The 22,910-nt window shown below is 69.6% G+C and carries 23 protein-coding genes and 1 pseudogene; 17 read left to right on the top strand and 7 right to left on the bottom strand.

What is annotated here, in order from left to right:
• Nucleotides 1–95: 95 nt before the first annotated feature.
• The 5 genes from ACFQVD_RS11360 (at nt 96) to efeB (ending at nt 5,006) form a co-directional block, all read left to right on the top strand.
• Entirely contained in the window at nt 96–881 is a 786-nt protein-coding gene (locus ACFQVD_RS11360) for an SDR family NAD(P)-dependent oxidoreductase (protein ID WP_343978929.1), read from the top strand.
• Entirely contained in the window at nt 871–1,524 is a 654-nt protein-coding gene (locus ACFQVD_RS11355; RefSeq protein ID WP_343978926.1) for a TetR/AcrR family transcriptional regulator, read from the top strand. The genes ACFQVD_RS11360 and ACFQVD_RS11355 overlap by 11 nt, the downstream gene beginning before the upstream one ends.
• 182 nt (nt 1,525–1,706) lie before the next feature.
• A complete protein-coding gene (efeU, locus tag ACFQVD_RS11350; RefSeq protein WP_343978923.1) occupies nt 1,707–2,558 on the top strand; it encodes an iron uptake transporter permease EfeU in 852 nt (283 codons plus the stop codon).
• A 21-nt stretch (nt 2,559–2,579) separates the two neighbouring features.
• Nucleotides 2,580–3,725 carry an iron uptake system protein EfeO gene (gene efeO, locus ACFQVD_RS11345; protein ID WP_343978921.1) on the top strand — a complete coding sequence of 382 codons (1,146 nt, stop codon included), beginning with the start codon at nt 2,580–2,582 and terminating at the stop codon, nt 3,723–3,725.
• Nucleotides 3,726–3,752: 27 nt separating this feature from the next.
• The gene (gene efeB / locus ACFQVD_RS11340; protein ID WP_343978919.1) at nt 3,753–5,006 is read left to right on the top strand and encodes an iron uptake transporter deferrochelatase/peroxidase subunit; all 1,254 of its coding nucleotides are present in this window, start codon (nt 3,753–3,755) and stop codon (nt 5,004–5,006) included.
• A 191-nt stretch (nt 5,007–5,197) separates the two neighbouring features.
• On the opposite strand, the gene ACFQVD_RS11335 is transcribed toward efeB, so the two are convergent.
• Both ACFQVD_RS11335 and ACFQVD_RS11330 read right to left on the bottom strand, forming a co-directional pair.
• Nucleotides 5,198–5,809 carry a TetR/AcrR family transcriptional regulator gene (locus ACFQVD_RS11335; protein WP_343978916.1) on the bottom strand — a complete coding sequence of 204 codons (612 nt, stop codon included), beginning with the start codon at nt 5,807–5,809 and terminating at the stop codon, nt 5,198–5,200.
• Nucleotides 5,810–7,462 (bottom strand): MFS transporter, encoded by a 1,653-nt coding sequence (locus ACFQVD_RS11330; protein WP_343978913.1) that lies wholly within the window; start codon nt 7,460–7,462, stop codon nt 5,810–5,812.
• A gap of 115 nt (nt 7,463–7,577) precedes the next feature.
• Here ACFQVD_RS11330 and ACFQVD_RS11325 point away from each other — a divergent pair, with 115 nt between their 5' ends.
• Complete coding sequence (locus ACFQVD_RS11325) at nt 7,578–8,000, top strand: amino acid--tRNA ligase-related protein (RefSeq protein WP_343978910.1); 423 nt, start codon at nt 7,578–7,580, stop codon at nt 7,998–8,000.
• Between the two features lie 260 nt (nt 8,001–8,260).
• On the opposite strand, the gene ACFQVD_RS11320 is transcribed toward ACFQVD_RS11325, so the two are convergent.
• Complete coding sequence (locus tag ACFQVD_RS11320; protein WP_343978907.1) at nt 8,261–8,653, bottom strand: ATP-binding protein; 393 nt, start codon at nt 8,651–8,653, stop codon at nt 8,261–8,263.
• A 542-nt stretch (nt 8,654–9,195) separates the two neighbouring features.
• Here ACFQVD_RS11320 and ACFQVD_RS11315 point away from each other — a divergent pair.
• The 3 genes from ACFQVD_RS11315 (at nt 9,196) to ACFQVD_RS11305 (ending at nt 10,620) form a co-directional block, all read left to right on the top strand.
• Entirely contained in the window at nt 9,196–10,032 is an 837-nt protein-coding gene (locus ACFQVD_RS11315; RefSeq protein WP_343978904.1) for a helix-turn-helix domain-containing protein, read from the top strand.
• A complete protein-coding gene (locus ACFQVD_RS11310) occupies nt 10,014–10,238 on the top strand; it encodes a DUF397 domain-containing protein (protein ID WP_343978901.1) in 225 nt (74 codons plus the stop codon). Before ACFQVD_RS11315 ends, ACFQVD_RS11310 begins: the two co-directional genes overlap by 19 nt.
• 127 nt (nt 10,239–10,365) lie before the next feature.
• Complete coding sequence (locus ACFQVD_RS11305; RefSeq protein WP_343978897.1) at nt 10,366–10,620, top strand: hypothetical protein; 255 nt, start codon at nt 10,366–10,368, stop codon at nt 10,618–10,620.
• Between the two features lie 83 nt (nt 10,621–10,703).
• Here the strand turns inward: ACFQVD_RS11305 and ACFQVD_RS11300 are convergent, their stop codons facing one another.
• Together ACFQVD_RS11300 and ACFQVD_RS11295 are read right to left on the bottom strand one after the other, a co-directional pair.
• Nucleotides 10,704–11,108, bottom strand: a complete 405-nt coding sequence (locus ACFQVD_RS11300) for a transposase (RefSeq protein ID WP_343978894.1) — start codon at nt 11,106–11,108, stop codon at nt 10,704–10,706.
• Between the two features lie 6 nt (nt 11,109–11,114).
• A pseudogene (locus ACFQVD_RS11295) lies at nt 11,115–11,177 on the bottom strand (hypothetical protein); the annotation flags it as partial.
• Nucleotides 11,178–11,355: 178 nt separating this feature from the next.
• On the opposite strand from ACFQVD_RS11295, the gene ACFQVD_RS11290 reads away from it, so the two are divergent.
• From ACFQVD_RS11290 to ACFQVD_RS11275, 4 genes are all read left to right on the top strand, one after another.
• Nucleotides 11,356–12,552 (top strand): cytochrome P450, encoded by a 1,197-nt coding sequence (locus ACFQVD_RS11290; RefSeq protein WP_343978891.1) that lies wholly within the window; start codon nt 11,356–11,358, stop codon nt 12,550–12,552.
• Between the two features lie 2 nt (nt 12,553–12,554).
• Complete coding sequence (locus ACFQVD_RS11285) at nt 12,555–13,205, top strand: TetR/AcrR family transcriptional regulator (protein ID WP_386271030.1); 651 nt, start codon at nt 12,555–12,557, stop codon at nt 13,203–13,205.
• Between the two features lie 213 nt (nt 13,206–13,418).
• The gene (locus ACFQVD_RS11280) at nt 13,419–14,657 is read left to right on the top strand and encodes a cytochrome P450 (RefSeq protein WP_343978885.1); all 1,239 of its coding nucleotides are present in this window, start codon (nt 13,419–13,421) and stop codon (nt 14,655–14,657) included.
• Between the two features lie 31 nt (nt 14,658–14,688).
• The gene (locus ACFQVD_RS11275; RefSeq protein ID WP_343978882.1) at nt 14,689–14,883 is read left to right on the top strand and encodes a ferredoxin; all 195 of its coding nucleotides are present in this window, start codon (nt 14,689–14,691) and stop codon (nt 14,881–14,883) included.
• A gap of 28 nt (nt 14,884–14,911) precedes the next feature.
• Here the strand turns inward: ACFQVD_RS11275 and ACFQVD_RS11270 are convergent, their stop codons facing one another.
• Complete coding sequence (locus ACFQVD_RS11270; protein WP_343978879.1) at nt 14,912–15,661, bottom strand: Mut7-C RNAse domain-containing protein; 750 nt, start codon at nt 15,659–15,661, stop codon at nt 14,912–14,914.
• Between the two features lie 584 nt (nt 15,662–16,245).
• Between ACFQVD_RS11270 and lanL the strand changes: the two genes are divergently transcribed.
• The 4 genes from lanL (at nt 16,246) to ACFQVD_RS11245 (ending at nt 21,536) form a co-directional block, all read left to right on the top strand.
• Entirely contained in the window at nt 16,246–19,113 is a 2,868-nt protein-coding gene (lanL, locus tag ACFQVD_RS11260) for a class IV lanthionine synthetase LanL (protein WP_386271027.1), read from the top strand.
• A 198-nt stretch (nt 19,114–19,311) separates the two neighbouring features.
• Nucleotides 19,312–21,078 (top strand): ABC transporter ATP-binding protein, encoded by a 1,767-nt coding sequence (locus ACFQVD_RS11255; protein WP_343982214.1) that lies wholly within the window; start codon nt 19,312–19,314, stop codon nt 21,076–21,078.
• A gap of 68 nt (nt 21,079–21,146) precedes the next feature.
• On the top strand, nt 21,147–21,377 hold the full coding sequence (locus ACFQVD_RS11250; protein ID WP_030915582.1) for a zinc-ribbon domain-containing protein: 231 nt from the start codon (nt 21,147–21,149) through the stop codon (nt 21,375–21,377).
• 9 nt (nt 21,378–21,386) lie between these two features.
• Nucleotides 21,387–21,536 (top strand): hypothetical protein, encoded by a 150-nt coding sequence (locus ACFQVD_RS11245; RefSeq protein WP_343982218.1) that lies wholly within the window; start codon nt 21,387–21,389, stop codon nt 21,534–21,536.
• A 10-nt stretch (nt 21,537–21,546) separates the two neighbouring features.
• Here ACFQVD_RS11245 and ACFQVD_RS11240 read toward each other — a convergent pair whose 3' ends face one another.
• On the bottom strand, nt 21,547–22,782 hold the full coding sequence (locus tag ACFQVD_RS11240; RefSeq protein WP_343982221.1) for a YncE family protein: 1,236 nt from the start codon (nt 22,780–22,782) through the stop codon (nt 21,547–21,549).
• Nucleotides 22,783–22,910 lie beyond the last annotated feature (128 nt).

The following is a 22,910-nucleotide window of genomic DNA, read 5'->3' as shown; positions in this document are numbered from 1 at the left end:
CTCTTCCCGCGAGGCCCCGCCGCTCACCTTTCGAGATGCCGTCCGGCGGCCTCCCGATTCTAGAGAGTCTCTCTAGAATCGGCTACGATTTAGCCATGGGACCTACTGTCGTCATCACCGGTGGCAACCGCGGGATCGGCCTGGCCACGGCCGAGGAGTTCGCCCGCCGCGATCACCGGGTGGTGGTCGTGGCCAGGAACCCCGCCGCGGCGGGCGAGGCCGCCCGGCTCGGCGCCGATCTGGTCGCCGGAGACCTCTCGACGTTGAAAGGGGTCCGGGCCGTCGCCGAGGCACTGGCCGGAACCTGCCCGCGGCTCGACGTGCTGGTGCACAACGCCGGGATCTGGCCATCGGCGCGGCGGCTCACCGAGGACGGGTTCGAGGAGTCCTTCGCCGTCAACCACCTGGCGCCCTTCCTGCTCAACCACCTGCTGGAGGATCGCCTGAGCAGGGTCGTCCAGGTCACCGCGGGCCTGTACGGCACGGGCCAGGTCGACCTCGCGCGCACCCCGGCCGGAGCGGACTTCTCTCCGCTGCGCACCTATGCCAACACCAAGCTCTGCAACCTGGCGCTGATGCCGCTGTGGGCCGAGCGCTGGAGGTCACGGGGCATCACGATCGACGCCGTCCACCCCGGAGTGATCAGGACCGGGCTCGGTGACCGGAGCGGCCTCGCGGGGGTGCTGCTGAGGGCCGCGAAGCGGCTGTGGAAGGCGCCGGCCGACGGCGCGGCGCCGGTCGTACGGCTGGCGCTCGACCGGGCCGGCACCGGACGGTACTTCGACGTCGACCGCGAACTGCCCCTCGCCTCCGTGGCCGCCGACCCCGCGCGGGCGGGGGAACTGTGGGCGCAGGCCGCGGAGCTGACCGGTGTCGCCTAGGCAGCGGCGCGGCGAGCAGACCCGGGAGCGGCTGCTGGCGGCGGCACTGGACCTCTACGCGGAGAAGGGCGCCGACGGCTTCACCATGACGGCGGTGACCGCTACCAGCGGCGTCAGCGTCGGAAGCCTCTACCACCACTTCGGCAGCTTCGACGGGCTGGCGGCCGCCCTCTACGCGCGCTGCCTGTCCGACCTGCTCGACGCCGTCATCGCCGCACTCGACGCGGTGCCGCAGGGGCGGGAGGGAGGCCCCCGCGACGGTACCGAGGCGCGGGCCGCCGCCGGCGTCCGGGCCGTGGTCACCGGATATCTCGGTTTCACCCGCGAGCACACGGCCGCCGCGCGCTTCGTCCACGCCTCCGCCTACGCCGACTTCCTGGCCGCGCACGAGGATCTGATCGCGGAGGAGAAGGAGCCCAGGCTGGCCGGGATCCTGGGCTGGCTGCGACCGTACATCAGGGCGGGGCTGGTCGTGGGGCTGCCCGACGAGCTGATCGAGATGCTGGTCGTCGGCCCGGTCGCGGAGACGGCCCGCCGCTGGCTGGCCGGGGCCCCCGGTATCGACCTGGACGAGGCGTCCCGACTGCTTCCCGAGCGGATCTGGCGATCCCTGCGGGCCGCCGAGGCTCCGATGGCGAGGTAGGAGAGGGTACGAGGTGCCAAGCGTGGAACGCCCAAAGACGGGGTGAACCGCTTGATCATACGCATACGGCATTATCACCGCACTGTTCATGTCTTTCGTACCCCGGTGGGAATTATCTCCTTGTGAAGAGTAAGGTTGCCCTGCCCTAATTTAGGCAAGCCTTTCCATCTCATGGAGTGACGGTGTTCGCCAGCTATCTCATCGGATTACGCGAAGGTCTGGAGGCCGCGCTCGTCGTCTCCGTGCTCGTCGCTCTCCTCGTCAAAAGTGATCGACGTGACCGGCTTCCCCTCGTCTGGGCCGGGGTCGGCGCCGCTCTCGTGCTGTCGATCGCGTTCGGCGCGCTGCTCACCTTCACCGTCGCCCATCTGGAATACCGGCAGCAGGAGTTGTTCGAGGCGGTCACCTCGCTGCTGGCCACCGTGTTCGTCACCTGGATGATCTTCTGGATGCGGGGTGCCGCCCGTACGATCTCCGGTGACCTGCGCGCCAAGCTGAGCGAGGCCCTGGAGGTCGGCGCGATCGCGGTGGTCGTGATGGCCTTCCTCGCCGTGGCGCGCGAGGGCCTGGAGACCGCGTTGCTGTTCTTCGCCTCGGTGCAGGGCGCCACCACCACCGCGGTCCCGCTGATCGGGATCAGCCTGGGGCTGATCACCGCGGTCCTGCTGGGCTGGGCCATCTACCGCAGCGCGATGCGGATCAACCTGACCAAGTTCTTCACCTGGACCGGCCTGCTGCTGATCCTGGTCGCCGCCGGAATCTTCAAGTACGGCGTGCACGACCTGCAGGAGGCGGCCGTCCTGCCGGGCCTGTCCAGCTACGCCTTCGACATCAGCGGCGTGTTGCCCGCCGACTCCTGGTACGGTGCCCTGCTGGCCGGGATGTTCAACATCACCCCGCAGCCGAGCGTGCTGGAGACGGTGGCCTGGGCCGCCTACGCGGTGCCCACGCTCATCCTCTTCCTGCGGCCGTGGCGCAGCCGCCCGACCCCCTCACCCGCCACCCCCTCGACCGACCCGCAGCCCGCGGGCTGAAACCGCCTGAACAGGACGATCATGCGTACTTCCCTTGCCATCGCCGCGGGCGCACTCGCCCTCACCGGCCTCGCGGCCTGCTCCTCCGAGCCCACCCCGGCCACGGACGCGGGTGCCTCCGCGGCTCCGGCCAAGGGCGGTCCCGTCGCGGTGGCCGCCACCGACACCGAGTGCAAGGTCGCCGTCACCGAGGTGGCCGCGGGCACCTCGACATTCGCGATCACCAACGGTGGCACCAAGGTGACCGAGTTCTACGTCTACGCTCCCGGCGACCGGGTCATGGGAGAGGTGGAGAACATCGTGCCGGGCCTGACCCGCGAGGTGATCGTCGAGTTGCCGGCCGGCAGCTACGAGACCGCCTGCAAGCCCGGCATGGTCGGCAAGGGCGTCCGCGGCCCGCTCAAGGTCACCGGCGAGCACAAGCCGCTCAGCGACGACGCCCAGCTCGCCGAGGCGACCGCCAGCTACAAGCGCTACATCAAGTCGCAGAGCGACACGCTGCTGGTCAAGGCGCAGGAGTTCGTCGACGCGGTCAAGGCCGAGGACATCGACAAGGCCAAGGCGCTCTTCCCGGTCTCCCGCACCTACTGGGAGCGGATCGAGCCGGTCGCGGAGATCTTCGGCGACCTCGACCCGGCCATCGACGCCCGGGAGAACGACGTGGCCGAGGGGGAGGAGTGGACCGGCTTCCACCGGATCGAGAAGGACCTCTGGGTCAAGAAGGATGTCAGCAAGGACGGCCCGATCGCCGACAAGCTGATGGCCGACATCAAGACCATCGTGGAGCAGTCCAACTCCGCCGAGCTGTCGCCGGTGCTGCTGGCCAACGGCGCCAAGGGCCTGCTCGACGAGGTGGCCTCCGGGAAGATCACCGGTGAGGAGGACCGCTACTCGCACACCGACCTGTGGGACTTCGACGCCAACCTGCAGGGTTCCAAGGCCGCGGTGCAGGCGCTCCGTCCCGTTCTGGAGGAACGCGCCCCGGAGCTGGTGAAGACGCTGGACGAGAAGTTCGCCGGGGCCGAGGCCGCGCTCGGCGCGCACCAGAAGGGCGACGGCTGGAAGCTGCACACCGAGCTGTCCAAGGACGACCTCAAGAAGTTGTCGGACGCGATCAACGCGCTCGCCGAGCCGATCAGTAAGATCGCCGCGGTGGTGGCGAAGTAACGAGCGACCTGTCGTAGAGAGGGTTCGATGAGCGAGCGGATCAGTCGCAGGAAGCTGTTCGGCATGGGCGCGGCCGGCGTGGCGGTCGCCGGCGCGGGTGTGATCGCGGTGCGCGGGATCGGTGACGAGCCCGCGCCCACCACGGTCGCCTCCGTCTCCGACGCGGTCCCCTTCTACGGCGAGCACCAGGCGGGCATCGTCACCCCGGCACAGGACCGGCTGCACTTCGTCTCCTTTGACGTCATCACCGAAAAGAAGGCGGAGCTGGCCGAACTGCTCCAGGAGTGGACCGCCGCCGCGGCCCGGATGACTCAGGGCCAGGAGGCGGGCGCGTTCGGCGCGGTCGGCGGCGAGCCGGAGGCGCCGCCGGACGACACCGGCGAGGCCCTCGGCCTGCCCGCCTCCGGGCTGACGCTGACCGTCGGCTTCGGCGGATCGCTCTTCGACGACCGGTTCGGGCTGGCCTCGCGCAGGCCGGCCGCGCTGGCCGACCTGCCGCACCTGCCCGGCGACGCGCTGCTGCCGGAGATCTCCGGCGGTGACCTGTGCGTGCAGGCGTGCGCGCACGACCCGCAGGTGGCGGTGCACGCCATCCGTAACCTGGCGCGCATCGGCTTCGGCCGGGTCTCGGTGCGCTGGTCCCAGCTCGGCTTCGGACGCACCTCGTCGACCTCGCGCGCGCAGGCGACGCCGCGCAACCTGATGGGGTTCAAGGACGGCACGGCCAACCTCAAGCTGGAGGACGTGGCGCTGCTGAAGGAGCAGCTCTGGGTGGGTTCCGGCGACGGCCCCGACTGGATGACCGGCGGCAGCTACCTGGTCACCCGCAAGATCCGGATGCTGGTCGAGACCTGGGACCGGGCGCCGCTGGTCGAGCAGGAGCAGATCTTCGGCCGGGACAAGGGGGAGGGGGCACCGCTGGGCAAGAAGAACGAGTTCGACCCGATCGACTTCGAGGCCAAGGGGCCCGACGGGAAGCCCCTGATCTTCGACGACGCGCACGTACGGCTCGCCCACCCGTCCCACAACGGCGGTGCGCACCTGCTGCGCCGCGGCTACAACTACGTGGACGGCTCCGACGGCCTGGGCAGGCTGGACGCCGGCCTGTTCTTCATGGCCTACCAGCGCGACCCCCACCGCCAGTTCGTCACCGTGCAACGCTCCCTGGCGGGCAAGGACTCCCTCAACGAGTACATCAAGCACGTCTCCAGCGCCCTGTTCGCCTGCCCGCCCGGCGTGCGCGACGCGGGCGACTACTGGGGCCGCGCTCTGTTCTCCTGACCATCGAGGCCGGTGCGGGACGCCCTCGAAAAGCGCTGTTCCGCGCGGCGACGGGCCTGGTGGCCACAGCCGGTGAAGGGCCGCGCGCCGCCGCGTCGCCATGGCGGTGTTCCCAGTCGCCGGAGTTCCCGTCTCACCGGTGCCTTCCCGGCTCGTACCGCTCCTCCCCGGATATTCCGACCGGCGTCAGGTCAGCGCAGAGTCCGGCAGAACATGTCGAGGGTGATCTCGATGATCTCGGACGTGTCCTCCGCGCCGAGGCCGCCGGAGGACTCCGACGCGAGGCGCCGGGTGCCCGCGCGGAGCACGCCCCAGGCGAGCTCGGCCCGCAGGGCGGGATGGTCGTATCCCGCCTCGCGGAGCACGTCGCCGAGCGGCTCGATGAGCGACCCGTGCAACTCCTCCAGCCGTGCCAGGCACTCGGCCGGCAGTCCGAGCGTCTGCGCCGCCGGGACCAGCGCGTAGTCGGCACTGCCGACGAACTCGAGCGCGACCCTGCCGTACGCCCGGAGCCGCCCGTCGAGTGAGCCGGTCGGCCCGTCGGGCGGGGCTTCCGCCATGGTGGCGCGCAGGCGGCCGGCCCAGCGGGGGAAGCCCTCCTCGGTGAGCTGGGCGAGGATGTCGGCGGTGGAGGAGAAGTAGCGGTAGACGCTCGATCGGGCCAGGCCGATCCGGGCGCCCACCGCCGCCGGGGTGAGCGCGTGCACACCTTGCGCGGCCAGGATCTCGCGCGCCGCCTCCAGCAGGGCGGCGTGCTGGTTGGCCCGGTGGTCGGCGACGGTCGCCGCGCTGATCCTCGGCATCTACACCTCCTGGTGGCGTCCTCCGCTGTCCGGCCCGGGTGTCCCCGCTCCGTCACTGTCATTCTCCCCGCCTTCGTCCCCGTCCGCGTCCTCGCCGTCCCGGGTGGGAGCGGCGGTACGCGGGAGCAGGAACGTGAAGCCGAGCCCGGCCAGCAGGACCAGCCCGGTGATGACCGGCACCCTGCGGGTCGCCTCCGTGGCGCCCGCGACCGCCGCCGCGTGGACGGCCGGATCGCTCAGCCCCGGGATGGCCGCACCACCGCTCTCCTGCACGGCGTTCGCCACGCTCGTGCGGACCTGCTCCGGATAGGAGGACATGTTCTTCTCGACCGACGAGCCGAGTCCGGTGACCAGCACCCCGCCCAGGACGGCGACCCCCAGCCCCGCACCGACCTGGCGGATCGCGCTCTGCAACCCGGAGGCCTGACCCGCCTGCCGGGCGGGCACGTCGGCCATCAGCACGCTGGTGAGCTGGGCCGTGGCGAAGCCGATGCCGAAGCCGTAGACGAGCATCCAGGGCACGATCCGCCACACGCTCATGCCGGCCTCCAGGGAGAGACCGATGCCGACGGCGCCCACGACCTCCAGGGCGAGGCCGATCTGCACGACAGTCCGTGAGTTCACCTTCCTGGTCAGGACGGGGACCACGCCGCCGGCCAGGAAGGTGCCCACGGCGAGGGTGGCGATGATGAGGCCGGCCGTGAACGCGCTGTGGCCGAGCGCGGACTGCAGGAACAGCGGCAGCACCAGGATCACACCGAACTCGCCCAGCGCCACGATCATCGCGGCTATCGCGCCGTAGCGGAAGCCGGGCAGTGTGAACAGTGTCAGGTCGATCAGCACGGGGCGCCCGGCCCGCTCGCGTCGCCGCTCCAGCAGGATGAAGGCGGCCACGGCCAGGATGCCGATGCCGAACGCGAAGGGCACCGGGGAGACCTCCTCGAACCGCAGTCCGAAGAGTTCGGCGGGCCGCAGGGGAGTGAGCCAGCCGTACTTCTGACCCTCGATGAGGCCGAAGACGACGGAGAACATGCCCAGCACGATCAGCGCGATGCCCAGCGGGTCGTGACCGGTGGCCCGATCCTCACGGGAGGCGGGGATGCGCAGCGCGCCGAGCAGGACCAGCGCGCCGATGGGCAGGTTGATCCAGAACGCCGCACGCCAGCCGTGGTCGGTGACCAGCCAGCCGCCGACCAGCGGCCCGATGGCGGCCATACCGCCGACGATCGAGCCCCAGATCGCGAATCCGATCACCCGCTGCCTGCCGAAGTAGGTGGAGTTGATGATCGCGAGCGTCATGGGCATGGCCATCGCGGCGCCCACTCCCTGGGTTGCCCTGGCTCCGATCAGCATCGCGCCGCTCCCCGCGACCGCCGCCAGCAGGCTCGCCACCAGGAAGACCACGATGCCCGTGGCGAACAGCTGCGGCCTGCCGCGCTGGTCACCGATACGGCCCAGCGGGATGAGCAGGGACGCGAACACCAGCAGGTAGAGGGAGTTGACCCACTCCACATCGGTGACCGTGAGCCCCAGATCGTCGATCATCGCCGGAACGGCGACGTTCACGATCGTCGCGTCGATGACGACCATCGACACACCGACCGCGAGCACGAAGAGAGGCAGCCAGCTTTGACGAGAACTTGGCGACGACATGTCGCGAACTATAGCAACACCATGTCGCTATCTATCCAGGCGCACCTCGACCTTGGCCGCTTCGGTCTCGTCTTCGAGCGGGTCTACGAGGTCGGACCGGTCCTTCACTCACACCATGCCCGCGCTGCCGGACAGATCCGTGGTGGTGCACTTCACCGACGTCCTTGAGATGATCAGTAAGGCGATCGGCCGGGACATCACCGCCGAGCCCGACCTCGCATCGGCGCACGAGCGCTGGATCGGCGAGCGGGCCTTGCGCGAGCACGGCTCGGACTTCGTGTTCGTCGAGGGCTACCCGACCGCGCACCGTGCCTTCTACACGCATCCGGACCCGGCGCGGCCCGGCCACTCGCGCGCGTTCGACCTGATATTCCGTGGCCTGGAGCTGGTCAGCGGCGGCCAGCGGATGCACTGGCACGCCGACTACGTGCGGACGCTGACCGCGCGCGGCGAGAGCGACCTGTCGGCGTACTCGGGATACCTCGACGCGATGCGCTCCGGCATGCCGCCGCACGGCGGCTTCGCGTTCGGGCTGTAACGGTTCCTGGCCCGTCTGCTCGACGTGCCGAACATCCGCCAGGTCACCCTCTTCCCCCGCGACCTGCACCGGCTCGCTCCGTAAACGACCCGCTTGTGGCCGAGGTGGAGGAGGCCGGCGTCCCGGACGAGGATGGGATCAGGTCCGTGGACGCCGGCCTTTTCGTACGGTCCACGCCCGGCACGGGGGAGCCGTCTGCGTGGACCGGCTCCGGGGTCGGCGGGATCGGGGGGATCCCGGCTGTCCGGAGGTCGGGGAGATCAGGGCCGGGTGGGGAGGTCGAACCAGATGACTCGTCCGGTTTCGCTCTCCTTCCAGCCCCAGGCCGATGACAGCTCCTGAACAAGCCACAAACCACGGCCGTTCTCGCTGAGCGAGTCCACCTGTGCGGGAACCTGTGGGATGGCTCCTGATGAGCCCCCGTCGATCACTTCCACATGCAGTGTGTGGTCGTGGTCGGCAACCACCAGCCGCAGCATCCCATCCGGCCTGCGCCCGGAGTCAGAGTGTTGTACGGCATTCGCCACCAGTTCGCTGACCAGTAGCTCAACCTCGTCCGCCCTCGGATGCCCTGCCACTTCCGGCAACTCCCGTACATACGCCCGCGCCACCGCGATCGAACTCGGCGAGCCGGGGAGATCAACGGCACTCATTGCGCTATCTCCCAGACACGGTTTGCCGCCTCGCTCGACAGTGTCCGCACTCGCTGGCCCTCGCCCCGGCCCCAGGTGAAGAACCACGTTCCCTTGAACCTCAGCGCCATGATCCGCAACGGCCCAGCCGCCCGAGAAACCAGCAGAGCCGGTTCCTCTCCGGTAGGCAGCTCAACTATCGCGCTCAGGCCAAGCGTGTGCAGGTCCCATGCCAATCGGACCAGGTGAAGGTACTGATCTTCTTTCACGTGCCGAGGAATCCGCTGAGTGCTTACAGGCGAACTGCTATTTGTCCGGATAGTGCGACTTTCGGAATCTTGATTTGTCATCTTGGGCTCCAGCTATGCGAGGTAATTGTCGGTTTATCGTTGTGATCTTCCCTGGTGGCTCGTTTGATGTACGCCCAGGATGCAAGCAGACACGGCTGTCTCGCATAGGAAGTCGAAGGACAATCCGATTGCAGAAAACCTCAGCTGATGTAAGAGATTTCGCTACCGTGTAAGCAAAGGTCGGCGGCGCGCCAAGAAACCTCGGAGGCAATCATGGTCAAAAACCTCGATTCCCACCTGTCTCCTCTCGTGCGCTTTGGCCGTGAGCTGGCCAGATGTCGTAAAGAAGCAGGGTGGTCACAAAGACGGCTGGCCGGCCGCCTTGGATGCTCACCGTCTCTTGTGGGGCACATCGAAGCCGGTACCCGTAACCCGCAACTCGACTTCGCGGAGGCATGCGATCGCGTCTTCAATCTTCCCGAGAGTGACTACTTCGTCCGGTTATATCGACGGATCCACCAGTCACCCTCCGGGCCGGGATGGTTCCTCCGCTGGCTGGAGGAGATCGAGCCTGGGGCAGCCGTGCTGCGGATCTGGGCACCCTTCTTGATTCCTGGGCTGCTCCAGACAGAGGACTATGCGCGGGCCGTCTTTCTCGGTCACTTCTCGACTCCCGAAACAGAGATAGAAGATCAGGTAGCGGCTCGTATGCGGCGACAGGAAATTCTCAACCGGGATAATTCTCCGGAACTTCGGGTTCTTCTGGATGAGTGGGTTCTTAAACGCCCGATCGGTGGCAGGGAAGTCATGTACCAGCAGCTCAGTCACCTGGCAGCCATCGCGCAGCACCGCCGCGTGACGGTACAACTCGTTCCCTATGACACCTCTTGCACAGACGGCCTGTTGTCGGCGTTTGTCATTGCGGAACTGCCCGACGCGCCACTCGCTGTCTCCGTCGATTCGGCAGGTAAAGGCGAAGTGTCAGCAGAGCATGATCTCGTCACGCGGATCTTGGATCGTTATGACAGACTGAGCACAGAGGCATATCGTCCAGGCGAATCACTCGAAAAGATCAAGGAAGCAGTGGAGCGATGGAGCTTAAAGATCTGACCGTTACGGATCTCTCCGGGGCTGTGTGGAAGAAGAGTTCCCGCAGCGGCAACAACGGCGGTGAGTGCGTCGAGGTCGCAACCAACCTTCCCCGCGTCGTAGCTGTCCGTGACAGCAAGAACCCGACTGGCCCAGCGCTCGTCTTCGCCCCTGCCGCTTGGTCGGCGTTTCTGAGCGGCATCAAGGGTGGCGAGTTCGGCATCTGAGGCTGGATCCACCGAGCCGAATCTGGACTGAAGATCCTGAAACGAGAGGAGGTGCCCTCTGACCTAGGATGATAGGAGTTCTTCAGGCTTCCGTCACCTTGATCGAGAGGGCACCTCCCACGTGCGATTGCTCCACGAATCTGCCAAGACCCATGCGATCCTCGACGAGGAACGTGTGGTCGCGTACGGCGGACTGGGGCCGATGATGCGACTGGCCGAGCGGTGCGGCCTGGAAGAGCCAGCGGCCGAGCACGTCGCCCCCGCACACCAAGATCGGCGGCAAGAGCATGCTGGTAGAGGGCTGAACGTGCCGACCTCCACGCTGTCCACCCCGCTGGCCGTCCTGGTCGTGACCGGCACCGGTTGCGCAGCGGGTGTGTGAACTCTGTCCGCAGCATGGCCTGGTGTATCCGTGAGCCGGTTGGCGCGGCCCGATCGGCAGGTGCGAGCGCCACTGGGTTTGGCCTATGTGCTGGTGCTCAAGCGGCGCAAGAAGAACAAGCGCAACCGGCCACCGGTATGCGCGACGAAATCACCGACCGCCCGGGCTGTATGGATCGAGGAGCCGCCGACCATCAGGAAGATCAGCCCGGTGACGGTCCGCAGCAGGTGCGCGCAAAACTCGATGAACGCCCACCGGTCCATCGAGCCGTATCCCAGCCGGTAGCGCAGCGTGCCGTCCACGCCTACCGCCGAGAACATCTTCACCGACTGACGCTCGGCACCGGCGTGCACCGACAGAGTCCGCCCGGCCACTCCCCAGGTGGTACCACCGCGATGATCGACGCGCATGCTCATCTCGTCGGCGAACAGCACCAGCGCCCCCCGCCTGCGCGCCTGCAGGCAGATCGCGGGAAAGAACGTCCTCATCCACCGGGTGATGGCCGCCGGATCACGCCGCCACGCCCGATAGGCCGGACGCTGCGGCGACAGGCCCAGCCCGCGAAGCCCTCCGTGTCAGGCGGCGACCACTTGACGGGACGGGTAAGAGCGGCCTGACGGATTTTAGACAGTTTTTAAGTCAGTTGCTTGACTTAAGTTAACAACCTCGGTTGACTGATCGTGACTTGAAAGTCGGTTCGGGGGAGGCATGATGGGTCAGGGTGACGGTGGGCCGATGCTGAGCTATCCGATTCCCGGTGAGGCGGCGCTGGAGCCGCCGGCCGAGTGGGCGCGACTGCGACAGGGGTGTCCGGTCGCGCGGGTGACGCTGCCCAGCGGGGACGAGGCATCGCTGGTCACGCGCTATGAGGACGTCAAACTGGTGTTGTCCGACCCGCGGTTCACCCGGCCGACGCACGCGGACGGCGCGGCCCGGATCTCGGCCACCGAGTCGGGCGGGCTGTTCGACAACGAGATGTCGATGTCGATACCGCAGACCGGCGGGGAGCACCGGCGATGGCGGCGGATGCTCGGCAAATGGTTCACCGCCAAGCGCATGGCCGCGCTGCGGCCGGGGATGGAGGCGATGGCCGAGCGGCTCATCGACGACATGCTGGAGCGGGGACATCCGGCGGACCTCAAGGCGGGCCTGGGCTTCCCGTTGCCGGTCTGGGTGATCTGCGACCTGCTCGGAGTCCCGGATTCGGACCGGGACAGGTTCGCGTACTGGTCCGACACGTTGCTCAACCTGACCAGGTACACGCAGGAGGAGATCGACGAGGCACAGGCCGACTTCCTCAAGTACATGACCGCCCATGTCATCGCCAAGCGCGCTGAGCCGGGCGAGGACCTGCTCAGTGAGCTCATCACCGGCACCGACGCAGACGGCGGGCGGCTGTCCGAGGCGACACTGGTGGCCACCGGCCAGGGTCTGCTGGTCGCCGGGCACGAGACCACCGCGAACATGATCGGCAAGATGGTGGCGATGCTGCTGGCCGACCGGCGGCGCTGGGACCGGCTCCTGGCGGATCGCTCGCTGGTGCGCTCCGCGGTGGAGGAGGCGCTGCGGTTCGACGCCAACCCGGGATTCGGCATGCCGCGCTACCTCGGCGAGGAGATCGAGGTAGCCGGGACCCTGCTGCCGCGCGGGACGACCGTGGTGTGCAACATGGCCGCCGCCAACCGCGACGAGAGCGCCTTCGACGGTGCCGACGAGATGGACCTCGGCCGCACCCCGAACCCCCATCTGGCCTTCGGCGCCGGGGTGCACTCCTGCCTGGGACAGGCGCTGGCCCGCACCGAGCTGCAGGTCGTGCTCGAGGTGCTGCTGCGCCGCCTTCCCTCCCTGGAACTCGCCGTCCCGGTGGAGGACCTGCGCAAGGTCGAGGGGCTCGTGGTCGGCGGGTTGCGCGAGGTTCCGGTGCGATGGTGACCATGGCAGGCAGGATCGCCAGGGCCGAGCGGGCCGGTACCACGCGGGAGTCGATCCTGGCGGCGGCGGAGCGGCTGTTCGCCGAGCACGGGGTGTTCGCCGTGTCCAACCGCCAGGTCAGCGAGGCCGCGGGGCAGGGGAACAACGCCGCGGTCGGCTATCACTTCGGCACCAAGGCCGATCTGGTGCGCGCCATCGTGCGCAGACACACCGAGCGGACCGAGCGGCTGCGCCTGCGGATGCTGGCCGAGATCGGCGACAGCTCGGACGTGCGGGACTGGCTGGCCTGCCTGGTGCGCCCGAGTGCCGAGCACCTGGCCGCCCTGGGCGACCTCACCTGGTACGGCCGGTTCGGTGCCCAGGTGATGACCGACCCTGTGCTTCGCGAGATCATGGTCGAGGAGTCCCTCACCTCGCCGGCGCTGCACCGGGTCCTCGACGGGCTGAACCGATGCCTTCCGGACCTGCCCGCCGAGGTGCGTGCCGAGCGCGGTGACATGGCCCGCCAGCTGATGGTGCACATGTACGCCGAGCGTGAGCGCGCTCTCGCCGAGGGCACCCCCACACCCCGATCCAACTGGCACGACGCCGCGACCGGATTGATCGACGCGCTCGTCGGGCTGTGGCTGGCACCGGTCACGCCCTGCCCATGACGGGAGCCGTCGCGCCTCGGCGGATCGCAGGCAGAGGAGGAGGCAACGATTCGTATCGGAGGTCGCCGACGCACTTTCCGGTCTCGCATCAGCCCTGCGACGACAGCCGGGAGAAGCCGGTCCGGCACCGCTCTCGGCGACGACCACCGCCCCTTCACGAGGATCGATGCCTGCCGCGAACACGTCGCGGTACAGGCCCCATTGGAGGAATCGATGACCAGTACGTTGAATCCGGCGAGTGGGCACCCCGCGGAGATTCCGGAGTACCCGATGGCCAGGGCGGCGGGCTGCCCGTTCGATCCGCCCCCGACCCTGCGGGCCAAGCAGCAGGAGGGGCCGCTCACCAAGGTCCGCCTGTGGGACGGCAGCACCCCGTGGCTGGTCACCCGTTACGCCGAGCAACGGGCGCTGCTGGCCGACCCGAGGGTCAGTTCCGACGTCACCCGGCCCGGCTACCCGAGCCCGGCCCCCGTCACCGGCTCGTCGAAGGTCAGCTTCATCCTGATGGACGATCCCGAGCACGCCCGGCTGCGGCGGATGGTGACGGCGCCGTTCGCCGTCAGGCGGGTGGCGGCGATGCGGCCGGCCATCCAGAAGATCGTCGACGAGCTGATCGACGACATGCTCGCCGGCCCGAAGCCGGTCGACCTGGTCGAGGCGTTCGCCCTGCCGGTGCCCTCGCTGGTGATCTGCGAGCTGCTCGGTGTGCCGTACGCCGACCATGACTTCTTCCAGGACAACAGCAAGACCGTCATCAAGCGGGACGCGACACCCGAGCAGCGGTCGGCCGCCCTCGGCCGGCTGGCCGGCTACCTGGACGACCTGCTGGGAGAGAAGCTCGCCGACCCCGGCGACGACATGCTGTCCCAGCTGACCGAGCGGATCAAGAGCGGGGAGCTGTCCCGGCAGGACGCGGCCCGGATGGGGGTGCTGCTGCTGATCGCCGGGCACGAGACCACCGCGAACATGATCGCGCTCGGTACGCTCGCCCTGCTGGAACACCCCGACCAGTTGGCCCTCCTCCGCGACATCGACGATGACACCGACGGTGAGAGGCTGGTCGCCTCGGCGGTGGAGGAACTGCTGCGCTACCTGCACATCACGCACAACGGGCGGCGCCGGGCGGTACTGGAGGACATCGAGATCGCCGGGCAGCTCATCCGCGCCGGCGACGGGCTGATCATGGCCAACGACATCGGCAACCGCGACCCCGAGGTGTTCCCCGACCCCGACCGGCTGGACCTCCGGCGTGACGCCCGCCGCCACGTGGCCTTCGGCTTCGGGGTGCACCAGTGCCTGGGCCAGTCGCTGGCCCGGCTGGAACTGCAGATCGTCTACAGCACCCTCTACCGGCGCATCCCCACCCTGCGGCCGGCCGCGGATCTGGAACAGATCCCGTTCAAGCACGACGGGTCCGTCTACGGAGTCTACGAACTCCCCGTGACCTGGTGACTCTCCCCGGTACGGCAATCAGGAGGTTCTCATGAAGGTGACCGTCGACCAGGACAGGTGTGTCGCTTCCGGGCAGTGCGTGGTCGCCGCCGCGGAGGTGTTCGACCAGCGCGACGAGGACGGTGTCGTCGTGCTGCTCGACCCCGACCCGCCGGCGGAACAGGCCGCCGACGTTCGGCACGCCGCGACGGTCTGCCCGGCGCTGGCCATCCAGATCGAGGATTGACGTCCCGGTCAGTACGTTCGCGCCGTGCTCAGCCGCTTCCCTGACCGAGGCCGGCCAGGTGCACGGCCGATCGTACGATCTCCTCCAGGTGTTCGCTGTGCGCGCCGCGCCAGTAGATCTGGCCGCATTTCGAGCATCGGCCGTAGACGTCGTAGGAACGCCTGGTCCCGGCCTCCAGCAGGCGGTCGATCTCGTGCTTTTCGACGGGTATCAACTCTCCGTTGCAGGCCGTGCAGCGGGTCCACGGCCGTAGCGGCGGTGCGAACCGCTCCAGCAGGTCGTGAAGTTGGTCATGCGCCTTGTTGCCTCGCACGTAGGCGCCGAGCCAGAGCGCCCGGCGGCACAGCAGACCGTGGTCCTGGGTCAGCAGCACGCGGCGTTCCCTGTTCGCCTCGACGACCAGTGCGGGATCGTCCATGTCGTTGTAGTAGGTCGCGTCCACGCCCAGCAGCCGGAGCCTTCGCGCGAGGGTGCCCAGATGGACGTCGAGCAGGAACCTGGGCGCGTGCTGTCCCGGTTCGAGCGGCACTCGCTGGGGGCGGGGTACGGCGTGAACGTGGATCACATCACCGGCGGCGGGCTGGTAGGACGGGCCGACCTCCACGCCTTCGACGACCAAGGGCCCCACCTCCGGCAACGGAACACCGAGCGACTCCACGACATGTCCCAGCGTCGATGTCCCATCGGGCGCCACCCGCTGCCACTCGCTTCGCCGGCGCGCGGGCAGGAACAGCAGCAGCTCGGGGGCGACATGCAGGTGGACATCAGATTCGCTCACCCTGCCAGCATGCCATCCGCCACAGGCTCCGAGATGAATCAAACGGCCTCGAATGCGGGTTGACACGGTGCGGAGCACCCGGCCGCGCCACCGGGGCGCGGCACCTCCCGACTCGACATCGTTCATCCCCACCACAGGGGCGGGCCGGGCCCGCCAAAGGCGACCGGACCGGCTGCCGGCCACCTACCGGCGCACTCATGGAGTCACCTACTTCCACGGCCGCTACCGCGCCGGGCGACGACCGCCCAGGACCGCGGCTATTACGGCCACGCAGTAAGGTGAAGTCATGACGAGTGTAAATCACCGACATTGCTTTACGTATGAATGACAATCTCTTCCTCGGTGGAGTGTGCCGCGTATAGCTGTTTCCACGAGGTTTCGGCGGGACGAACCCCTGTAGGGGCGGCCAGGGCGAGTGCGTCAATAAATGCGAATAATGGTGTGACCGATTCGGTGAAGATTTTTTCGCACCGGATAAACGCCCGCTCACCTCGTAAGCAATTGAAATTCCATTCGCTGGCAACAGCTCTCTGTCAATCTCGGGTTCTGCGAGAAAGAGCCCCGACGACAGAGAGTGGGTCCACGTGAGGACGCGTCCGGGAGACCCCGCCATCCTCTGCGACATCGTGACCGCCGAGCTCGGGCGCGCGGGCGCCCGGGAGTGGTCGATCACTGATGACGGGCTCTGGTGCAAGGTCACGCCGGACACCTACGCGATCCCCGACCAGGGGTGGAAGCTGCACGTCTCCGCGACGATGCTCTCCGCCCCCGTGGTGCTCTCCCGCGTCTCGCGGGTGCTGGCCGGAGCCAGGTGCGCCTTCAAGTTCCCCGCCCGGCTGGACGACTACTGGAAATTCCTCGAACCGCACTGCAGCCGCGCGCAGGCCGGGAAGTTCGTCACCGTCTACCCGCGCGACGACGCGGAGTCGGTCCGCCTGGCCGCCCTGCTGGACGAGGTCACCCGGGGCCTTCCCGGACCCGTGATCCTCTCCGACCGCCCCTACCGGGCGGGCGGGATCGTGCACTACCGCTACGGCGCCTTCCGCGGGCACAGGACACTCGGCAACGACGGGTTCTACGAGATCCGGCTGCGCTCACCGGAGGGCCGCCTCGTCCTCGACGCGCGGGAGCCGCGCTTCTCCCCGCCGCCGTTCGCGGTCTGCCCGTTCGAGGCTCCGGCGGCGGGCCGGCGGCCCGGAGCGGCCGCGATCATGCTGAACGGCCGCTTCATCGTCCGCGAAGCCGTAAGGCACGCCAACCGGGGCGGGGTTTATCTCGCCGAGGACACCAGGACAGGGCGCGAGGTGGTCGTCAAGGAGGGCCGCCCGCACGCGTGCGCCGATCTGAGCGGCAGGGACGCGCGGGACCGGGTGGCGACGGAGCGCTCCCGCCTTGAGGATCTCGCGGTGACCGGGGCGGTGCCGGCCGTGGTGGACTTCTTCGAGCAGGGCGGGCACGCCTTCCTCGTCGAGGAGCGTGTGCCGGGGATCACGCTGCAACGCTGGTCGGACGGGAACGCCGGCCCGCTGGGCGAGAACGGCTTCGGCAACGGGGCGGCGGAGGTCCTGCCCCTCCTCGGCCGGCTGGTCGAGCTGCTGAAGGCGGTGCACGGCCGGGGGCACGTGTTCGGCGACCTCTCGCCGAACAACGTGATGCTGCTCCCCGGCGGCGGGCTCCGGCTCATCGACCTGGAGCACGCGGCCGTGCCGGGTGCCACCGTCATGGTGGGCGGGACCCCGGGCTACCTGGCGCCGGAGCTGGTGGAGCATGTCGGGGAACCCCGGCCCGCATCGGACGGCGGCGCCGACCTCTACAGCCTCGGCGCGATGGCGTACTTCCTCGCGGTCGGCGCCCACCTGGACCCGCCGGGCGCCCACCTGGACCCGCCGGGCCCCGGCCGGGTCGCGGCGGTGGCCACCGACAACCCCACGCTGGCCCTGCTGCGGCCACTGGTAGAGGGCCTGCTGGCGGCGGAGCCGGAACGCCGCTGGCCCCTGGAGCGATGCGAACGCTTCCTCGCCGGACGACTCACCCGCCGGCCGAGCGCCGTCGGGCCCACCGCCGGGCCCACCGTCGGGCCCACCGCCGGGCCCACCGTCGGGCCCACCGCCGGGCCCACCGCCGGGCCCACCGTCGGGCCCACCGCCGGGCCAGGCGCCGCGGAACCCGCCCGGCCGCCCCACCGGATCGATCGGCTGATCGACGACGGGATCGCGCACCTGGTGGAGGCGGCGGATCCGGACGGCGGCAGCCTGGCGGCGTGGTCCGACGCCTCCGGCGGGCCCGAGGCGGATCCGTGCTCGGTGCACGCCGGCGCGGCGGGCGTCCTCGGGGTCCTGACGCTGGCCATGCCCGCACCGGAGGCGTCCGCCGCGGTCGCCGCGCTCTCCCGCAGGCTGCGGCTGCGGCTGGCGGAGGAGGACGTCTGGCGGCCCGGCCTCCACTTCGGCCGCTCCGGAGCGGTGTGGGCGCTGCACGACGCGGCGGCGGCCCTGGACGACGCCGGGCTGGCCCGGTACGCGGTGCGGGCGGCGAGCCTGCTGCCGACGGATCACCCCGGCCCGGACGTGACGCACGGGCTGGCCGGATGCGGCATGACGGTCCTGCGCGTCGCGCTGGGGTCAGGCGATCCGGCGCTGATGGAACGCGCGGCCACGATCTTCCAGAATCTGCACGACGCGCGGTCGTACCTGGACGGCCACCCGCAGTGGCCGACACCGCGGACCTTCGACTCCGGCCTCGCCGGAGCCAACCACTTCGGTTTCGCGCACGGCCTCGCCGGGATCGGGACCGCACTGCTCCACGCGGGCCGGGTCCTCGACCGGCCGGACTGGACGGAGACCGTGCACGAGGTCGCCCGCGCCCTATACGCGCACGCGGACGTCGACGGCGACACCGCCTGGTGGCCGACCCTCCGCGGTGACCTGGGAACGGTGCGTCCCCGCAGGCCGTACTGGTGCAGCGGATCCTCCGGAATCGGCTCCTTCCTGGTGAGGTACTGGCGCGCCACCGGCGACCCGAAGGCACTGGACCTCGCGCGCGGGGCGGCGGCGGCCGTGCACCGCACCCGGTGGCAGTCGGGGCCGGTGCCGTGCCATGGGCTCCCCGGCGACGGCGAGTTCCTGCTCGACATGGCCGATCTCACCGGTGACGACCGCTACCACCGGTGGGCCCGGGACCTGGCCGCCTGCCTGGCGAGCAGGGCGGTCGGCCGTTCCGGCCGGCTGCTCGTGCCCGACGCCCAGGCGGGCTTCTCACCCACCTTCCTCGGAGGTACGGCGGGCGTCGTCGCCTTCCTCCTCCGGCTGCGTCACGGGCATCCCCGACTGTGGATGCCCGACGACGCCCCCAGACTCGCCGTTCGCGACGGGACGGCGATGAAAGAAGAGCGGGCCGTATCAGAGGCGGCCCCGCCGACCACAGGAGGTAAAGACCATGTCCTTCGACGTTGAGGACCTGCAGGCTCTCCAGGAGCTGGAGCCGGGCACCAACGAGGCGCTCCGGCTGACCCACTGCTTCAAGCACGCCGGCTGCACCGACGGCTGACGTGACAGGCGACTGATGTGAAGGCCCCGCCCTCCCGCTCCCGGGAGGGCGGGGCTCTGCCCGATCACCTGACGTTCGATCATCAGACAAGGACTGGTACGGCCGTGCGCGATCGTCCCCCCTCCGCCCCGGAGCCCCCTCCCGCCCCAGGGACCTGGCGCAGGGTCGTGCGGCTGTTCATGCCGTACCGGGCCGCCGTCTGCGTCCTCGTCGTGCTCATCGCCGCCTACTCAGCCATGAACGCCGCCGTCCCGCTGCTGACGCGGGTGGTCTTCGACCGGGCGCTCTTCGGGCCTGGCGGCCCCGACCTGCGGCTGCTCGCCCTGATCGCCGGGCTGGCCGCGGCGATCGCCTGCGCGGTGGGCGCCGTGGACCTGGGGCAGACGTGGCTGTCGGCCCGCGTCGCGCAGCGGGTGGTGCACGGGCTACGCACCGAGATGTTCGGCCGCCTGCAGCGCATGCCGCTCGCCTTCTTCGCCGCGGAGCGGGGCGGCGAGATCCAGTCGCGGCTGGCCGGCGACACCACGCAGATCGAGTACGCGGTCAAGGACACCCTGCCCGGCGCGCTCTCCGGCCTCATCGGATTCGTGGTCGCGGCCGGCGCGATGGTGACCCTGTCACCGGTGCTCGCGGGCGTCGCCCTGATCCTCGCGCCGCTCGTCCTGCTGGTGGCCTCCCGGTCGGGGCGGGCGCTCTCGACCCTGTCGGCCGACGGCCAGCGCACCCGGGCGGAGCTCTCCTCCATCATCGCCGAACGCCTGTCGCCGGGGGGCGTCACCATGGCCAGGGTGCACGGCAGGCGTCAGGAGGAGGCCGCCGGGTTCGCCGCGGAGAGCGAACGGCTGGCACGGCTGGGGATCCGTTCCGGCCTGGTGGCCCAGCTGGTGCTGAGCGTGGGCCACGTCTTCTTCGTGCTGACCCCCTACCTGGTGTTCGTGGCGGCGGGGCTGACCGGCGGGATCACTCCGGGCACCCTGGTCGCCTTCACCGTGCTGCAGGCGAGGCTCCACCAGCCCCTGTGGCAGATCCTGCACATCTCCACCGAGTTCCGCGCCGCCCAAGGGGCGTTCGAGAGGGTCTTCGGCTACCTCGACCTCCAGCCGGAGCCGGAGACGAGACAGAGCCCCGCCCCGGGCCCCGGCGCGCTCGCCGTCCGCGAGGCCGGCTTCCGCTACCCGGGGACGGGTGAGGAGGACCGTCCGGCGCTGTACGGCGTGAGCCTCGAGATCCCGGCCGCCTCCACCACGCTGGTGGTGGGCCCGAGCGGCTCGGGCAAGACGACGCTCGGCCACCTGCTCGCCGGGCTGCACCCGCCCACCGAGGGGACGGTCGTGATCGACGGGACGGAGTTCGGGGCGCCGTTGCCCGGACGGATCTGCATCGCCACGCAGGAGCCCTTCCTCTTCCAGGGATCGGTCGCCGACAACCTCAGATACGCCGCGCCCGGCGCCACGATGGACGATCTCGTGCGGTCCTGCCGGATCACCCGGATCCACGAGCGGATCGCGGCGCTCCCGGACGGCTACGACTCGCCGGCGGGCGAGCGGGGGGCACTGTTCTCCGGCGGCGAACGGCAGCGCATCGCCCTGGCCCGCGCGCTCCTGGCCGACGCGTCCGTGCTCGTACTCGACGAGGCGACCTCCGCGCTCGACCCGCTGACCGAGCTGGAGGTCGTCGAGGCGATCCTGGCGGAACGGGCCGGGCGGACGACCGTGATGATCACTCACAGGTTCGGCGTACTCGACTCCTTCGACACCGTCGTGGCGCTGGAGGAGGGGCGGGTGGTGGAGTACGGCCCGCGCCTCGACCTGCTCGGCGACCGGCACGGGCTGTATGCCCGGATGGTCCGCGCGCAGACCGGCGCGGCGTAACCTGCTCGGGGCCGCGCTCATGGAGGCGGGGCGGGCCACCGGCAGGCTCCGTCGGGTATGACTGGGGGATGCTCATCTTCGGACTCCGCACCGTGACCCACCGGCTCGGTGTGCTGACGCTTCTCTGCCGCAACTGCGGCAACACGGCGGCGCAGGTGCTGTCCAGGAAGGTCACCAAGTTCAGCCTGTTCTTCGTCCCGCTGTTCCCGGTGCGGACGAAGTACGGAGTGCAGTGCACTTTCTGCGGGGCGTCCTATGACATCTCGAAGGACGAGGCGGACCGTCTGGCGGTCCGCTGAGCGCCGCTCATGACGGGGTGGAAAGCTCCGGCGGGGCGTTCGGCCGGCCGGGCCCGCTGGGACGGCCAGGACCTGCGCGCCTTCACCGGCACCTACGGCGAATACCTTCTTGGCAAGGTCTCCAAGGTGTTCCCGCGGCTGCGCGAGGACGTCCTGTGAGCACCGCCCGTCATCCCACGGCGGCGTCCAGGGAGCCGATCACGTCCTCGGCGACCTGTCCCAGCCGCTCGCGCTGAGGAAAGTCGCCCACCGGCACGCGGGCCACCTCGCGCGCGGTCTCGTAGTCCACGACCGAGATCGCGTTCTTCTCGCTGAGCGACACCGAACAGTGCCGGCCGCCGGCGGCCGTGGCCGTCCAGTACGGCAGGCTCCCGGTGTCGTAGTGCACGTAACCCCGTGTGGTCAGCCCGGGGCGGTCGACGATCGCCACGTAGTCGTCGATCGTGCCGGCCACGCAGAGCTCGTCGCCGTCCGCCGACATCGCCATGCCGTGGTGCGCGGAGTTCTGCGGGTAGTCGTCGGCGGCGAGCCTGCCGCCCGCCTCGCTGAAGGGCATCTCCACCTGCCGGGTGATCTTCCCGGTGGTCAGATCGACCTCGGCGAAGCCGTTGAAGTAGGAGAACTGGGCGTACATCGTCCGGTTGTCGGGAGTGAACACCGCGGGGCGGATGCCGTACTCGAAGGTGTGTTTCCTGATCACCTTCAGCGTGGCGCTGTCCACGACGGTGAGCTGCCGAGCGCCTTTGAGCGCGTTCAGCGACCGAGGCAGGGAGGTGATGCCGATGCTGGAGTTGTAGAGGAGGCTGCCGTCGGGGGAGTAGTCGTTGGCGTGTGGGTAGGTGCCGGTCGGGATGTCGGTTACGAGCCTGCCGGTGGCGGTGTCGATCACCTGCGCCACGGAGGCCGTCGTCGCCGACACGACGAAGTGCCTGCCGTCGGCGGAGAGCGCCGCGTGGTCGGCCTTGAAGCCCTTGATCTTGTAGCGCCACAGCATCCTCCGGCCGGCGATGTCGAAGGCGACCGCGTCCGACAGGTTGCCGCGGGAGACGTACAGTGTGCGCCCGTCAGGGGAGACCGCCATGTCGTCGACGAGCTTGCGGTATCCCTGGATCCGGTTGACCGCCTCGTATCCCGCGCGCTCGACCGGGTTCATCGCCCTCAGGCGCTCGTCGAGATCCGGGACCGCGTCGAACGAGCCCAGGTTGCGGTAGGTGCGGCCGTCGACGAAGCTGACCGTTCCGCCCTGAGCGTTTCCCACCAGGAGCACCTCTCGCAGGGACGCCGACCGGGCCGCGGTGGCGGGGCCGATGAGGGCCGCCAGCAGTACGGCGGCCGCGGAGAGCGGCATGACGGATTTCAGGGAAGGTGCGCGCACGGTGTCGCCGTCCTCTCGGTCGATGGGCACTTCCGTGAGCTCGCGCCGCGGGACCGGTCGCCGTGGCCGATGGCGGGAGGGCGCACCCGCCCCGACGGCCGGGATCCGTTCAGGGGAGAACGCTACAGGCGCCCGCGGGCGGGCGCTTGTGAGCGTGT

Origin of the sequence: Streptosporangium amethystogenes subsp. fukuiense, from assembly GCF_042665875.1 — a bacterium.
GTDB lineage: Bacteria > Actinomycetota > Actinomycetes > Streptosporangiales > Streptosporangiaceae > Streptosporangium > Streptosporangium fukuiense.
The sequence above is the reverse complement of the archived record's forward strand: the minus strand, read 5'-3'. Positions and strand labels throughout refer to the sequence as shown.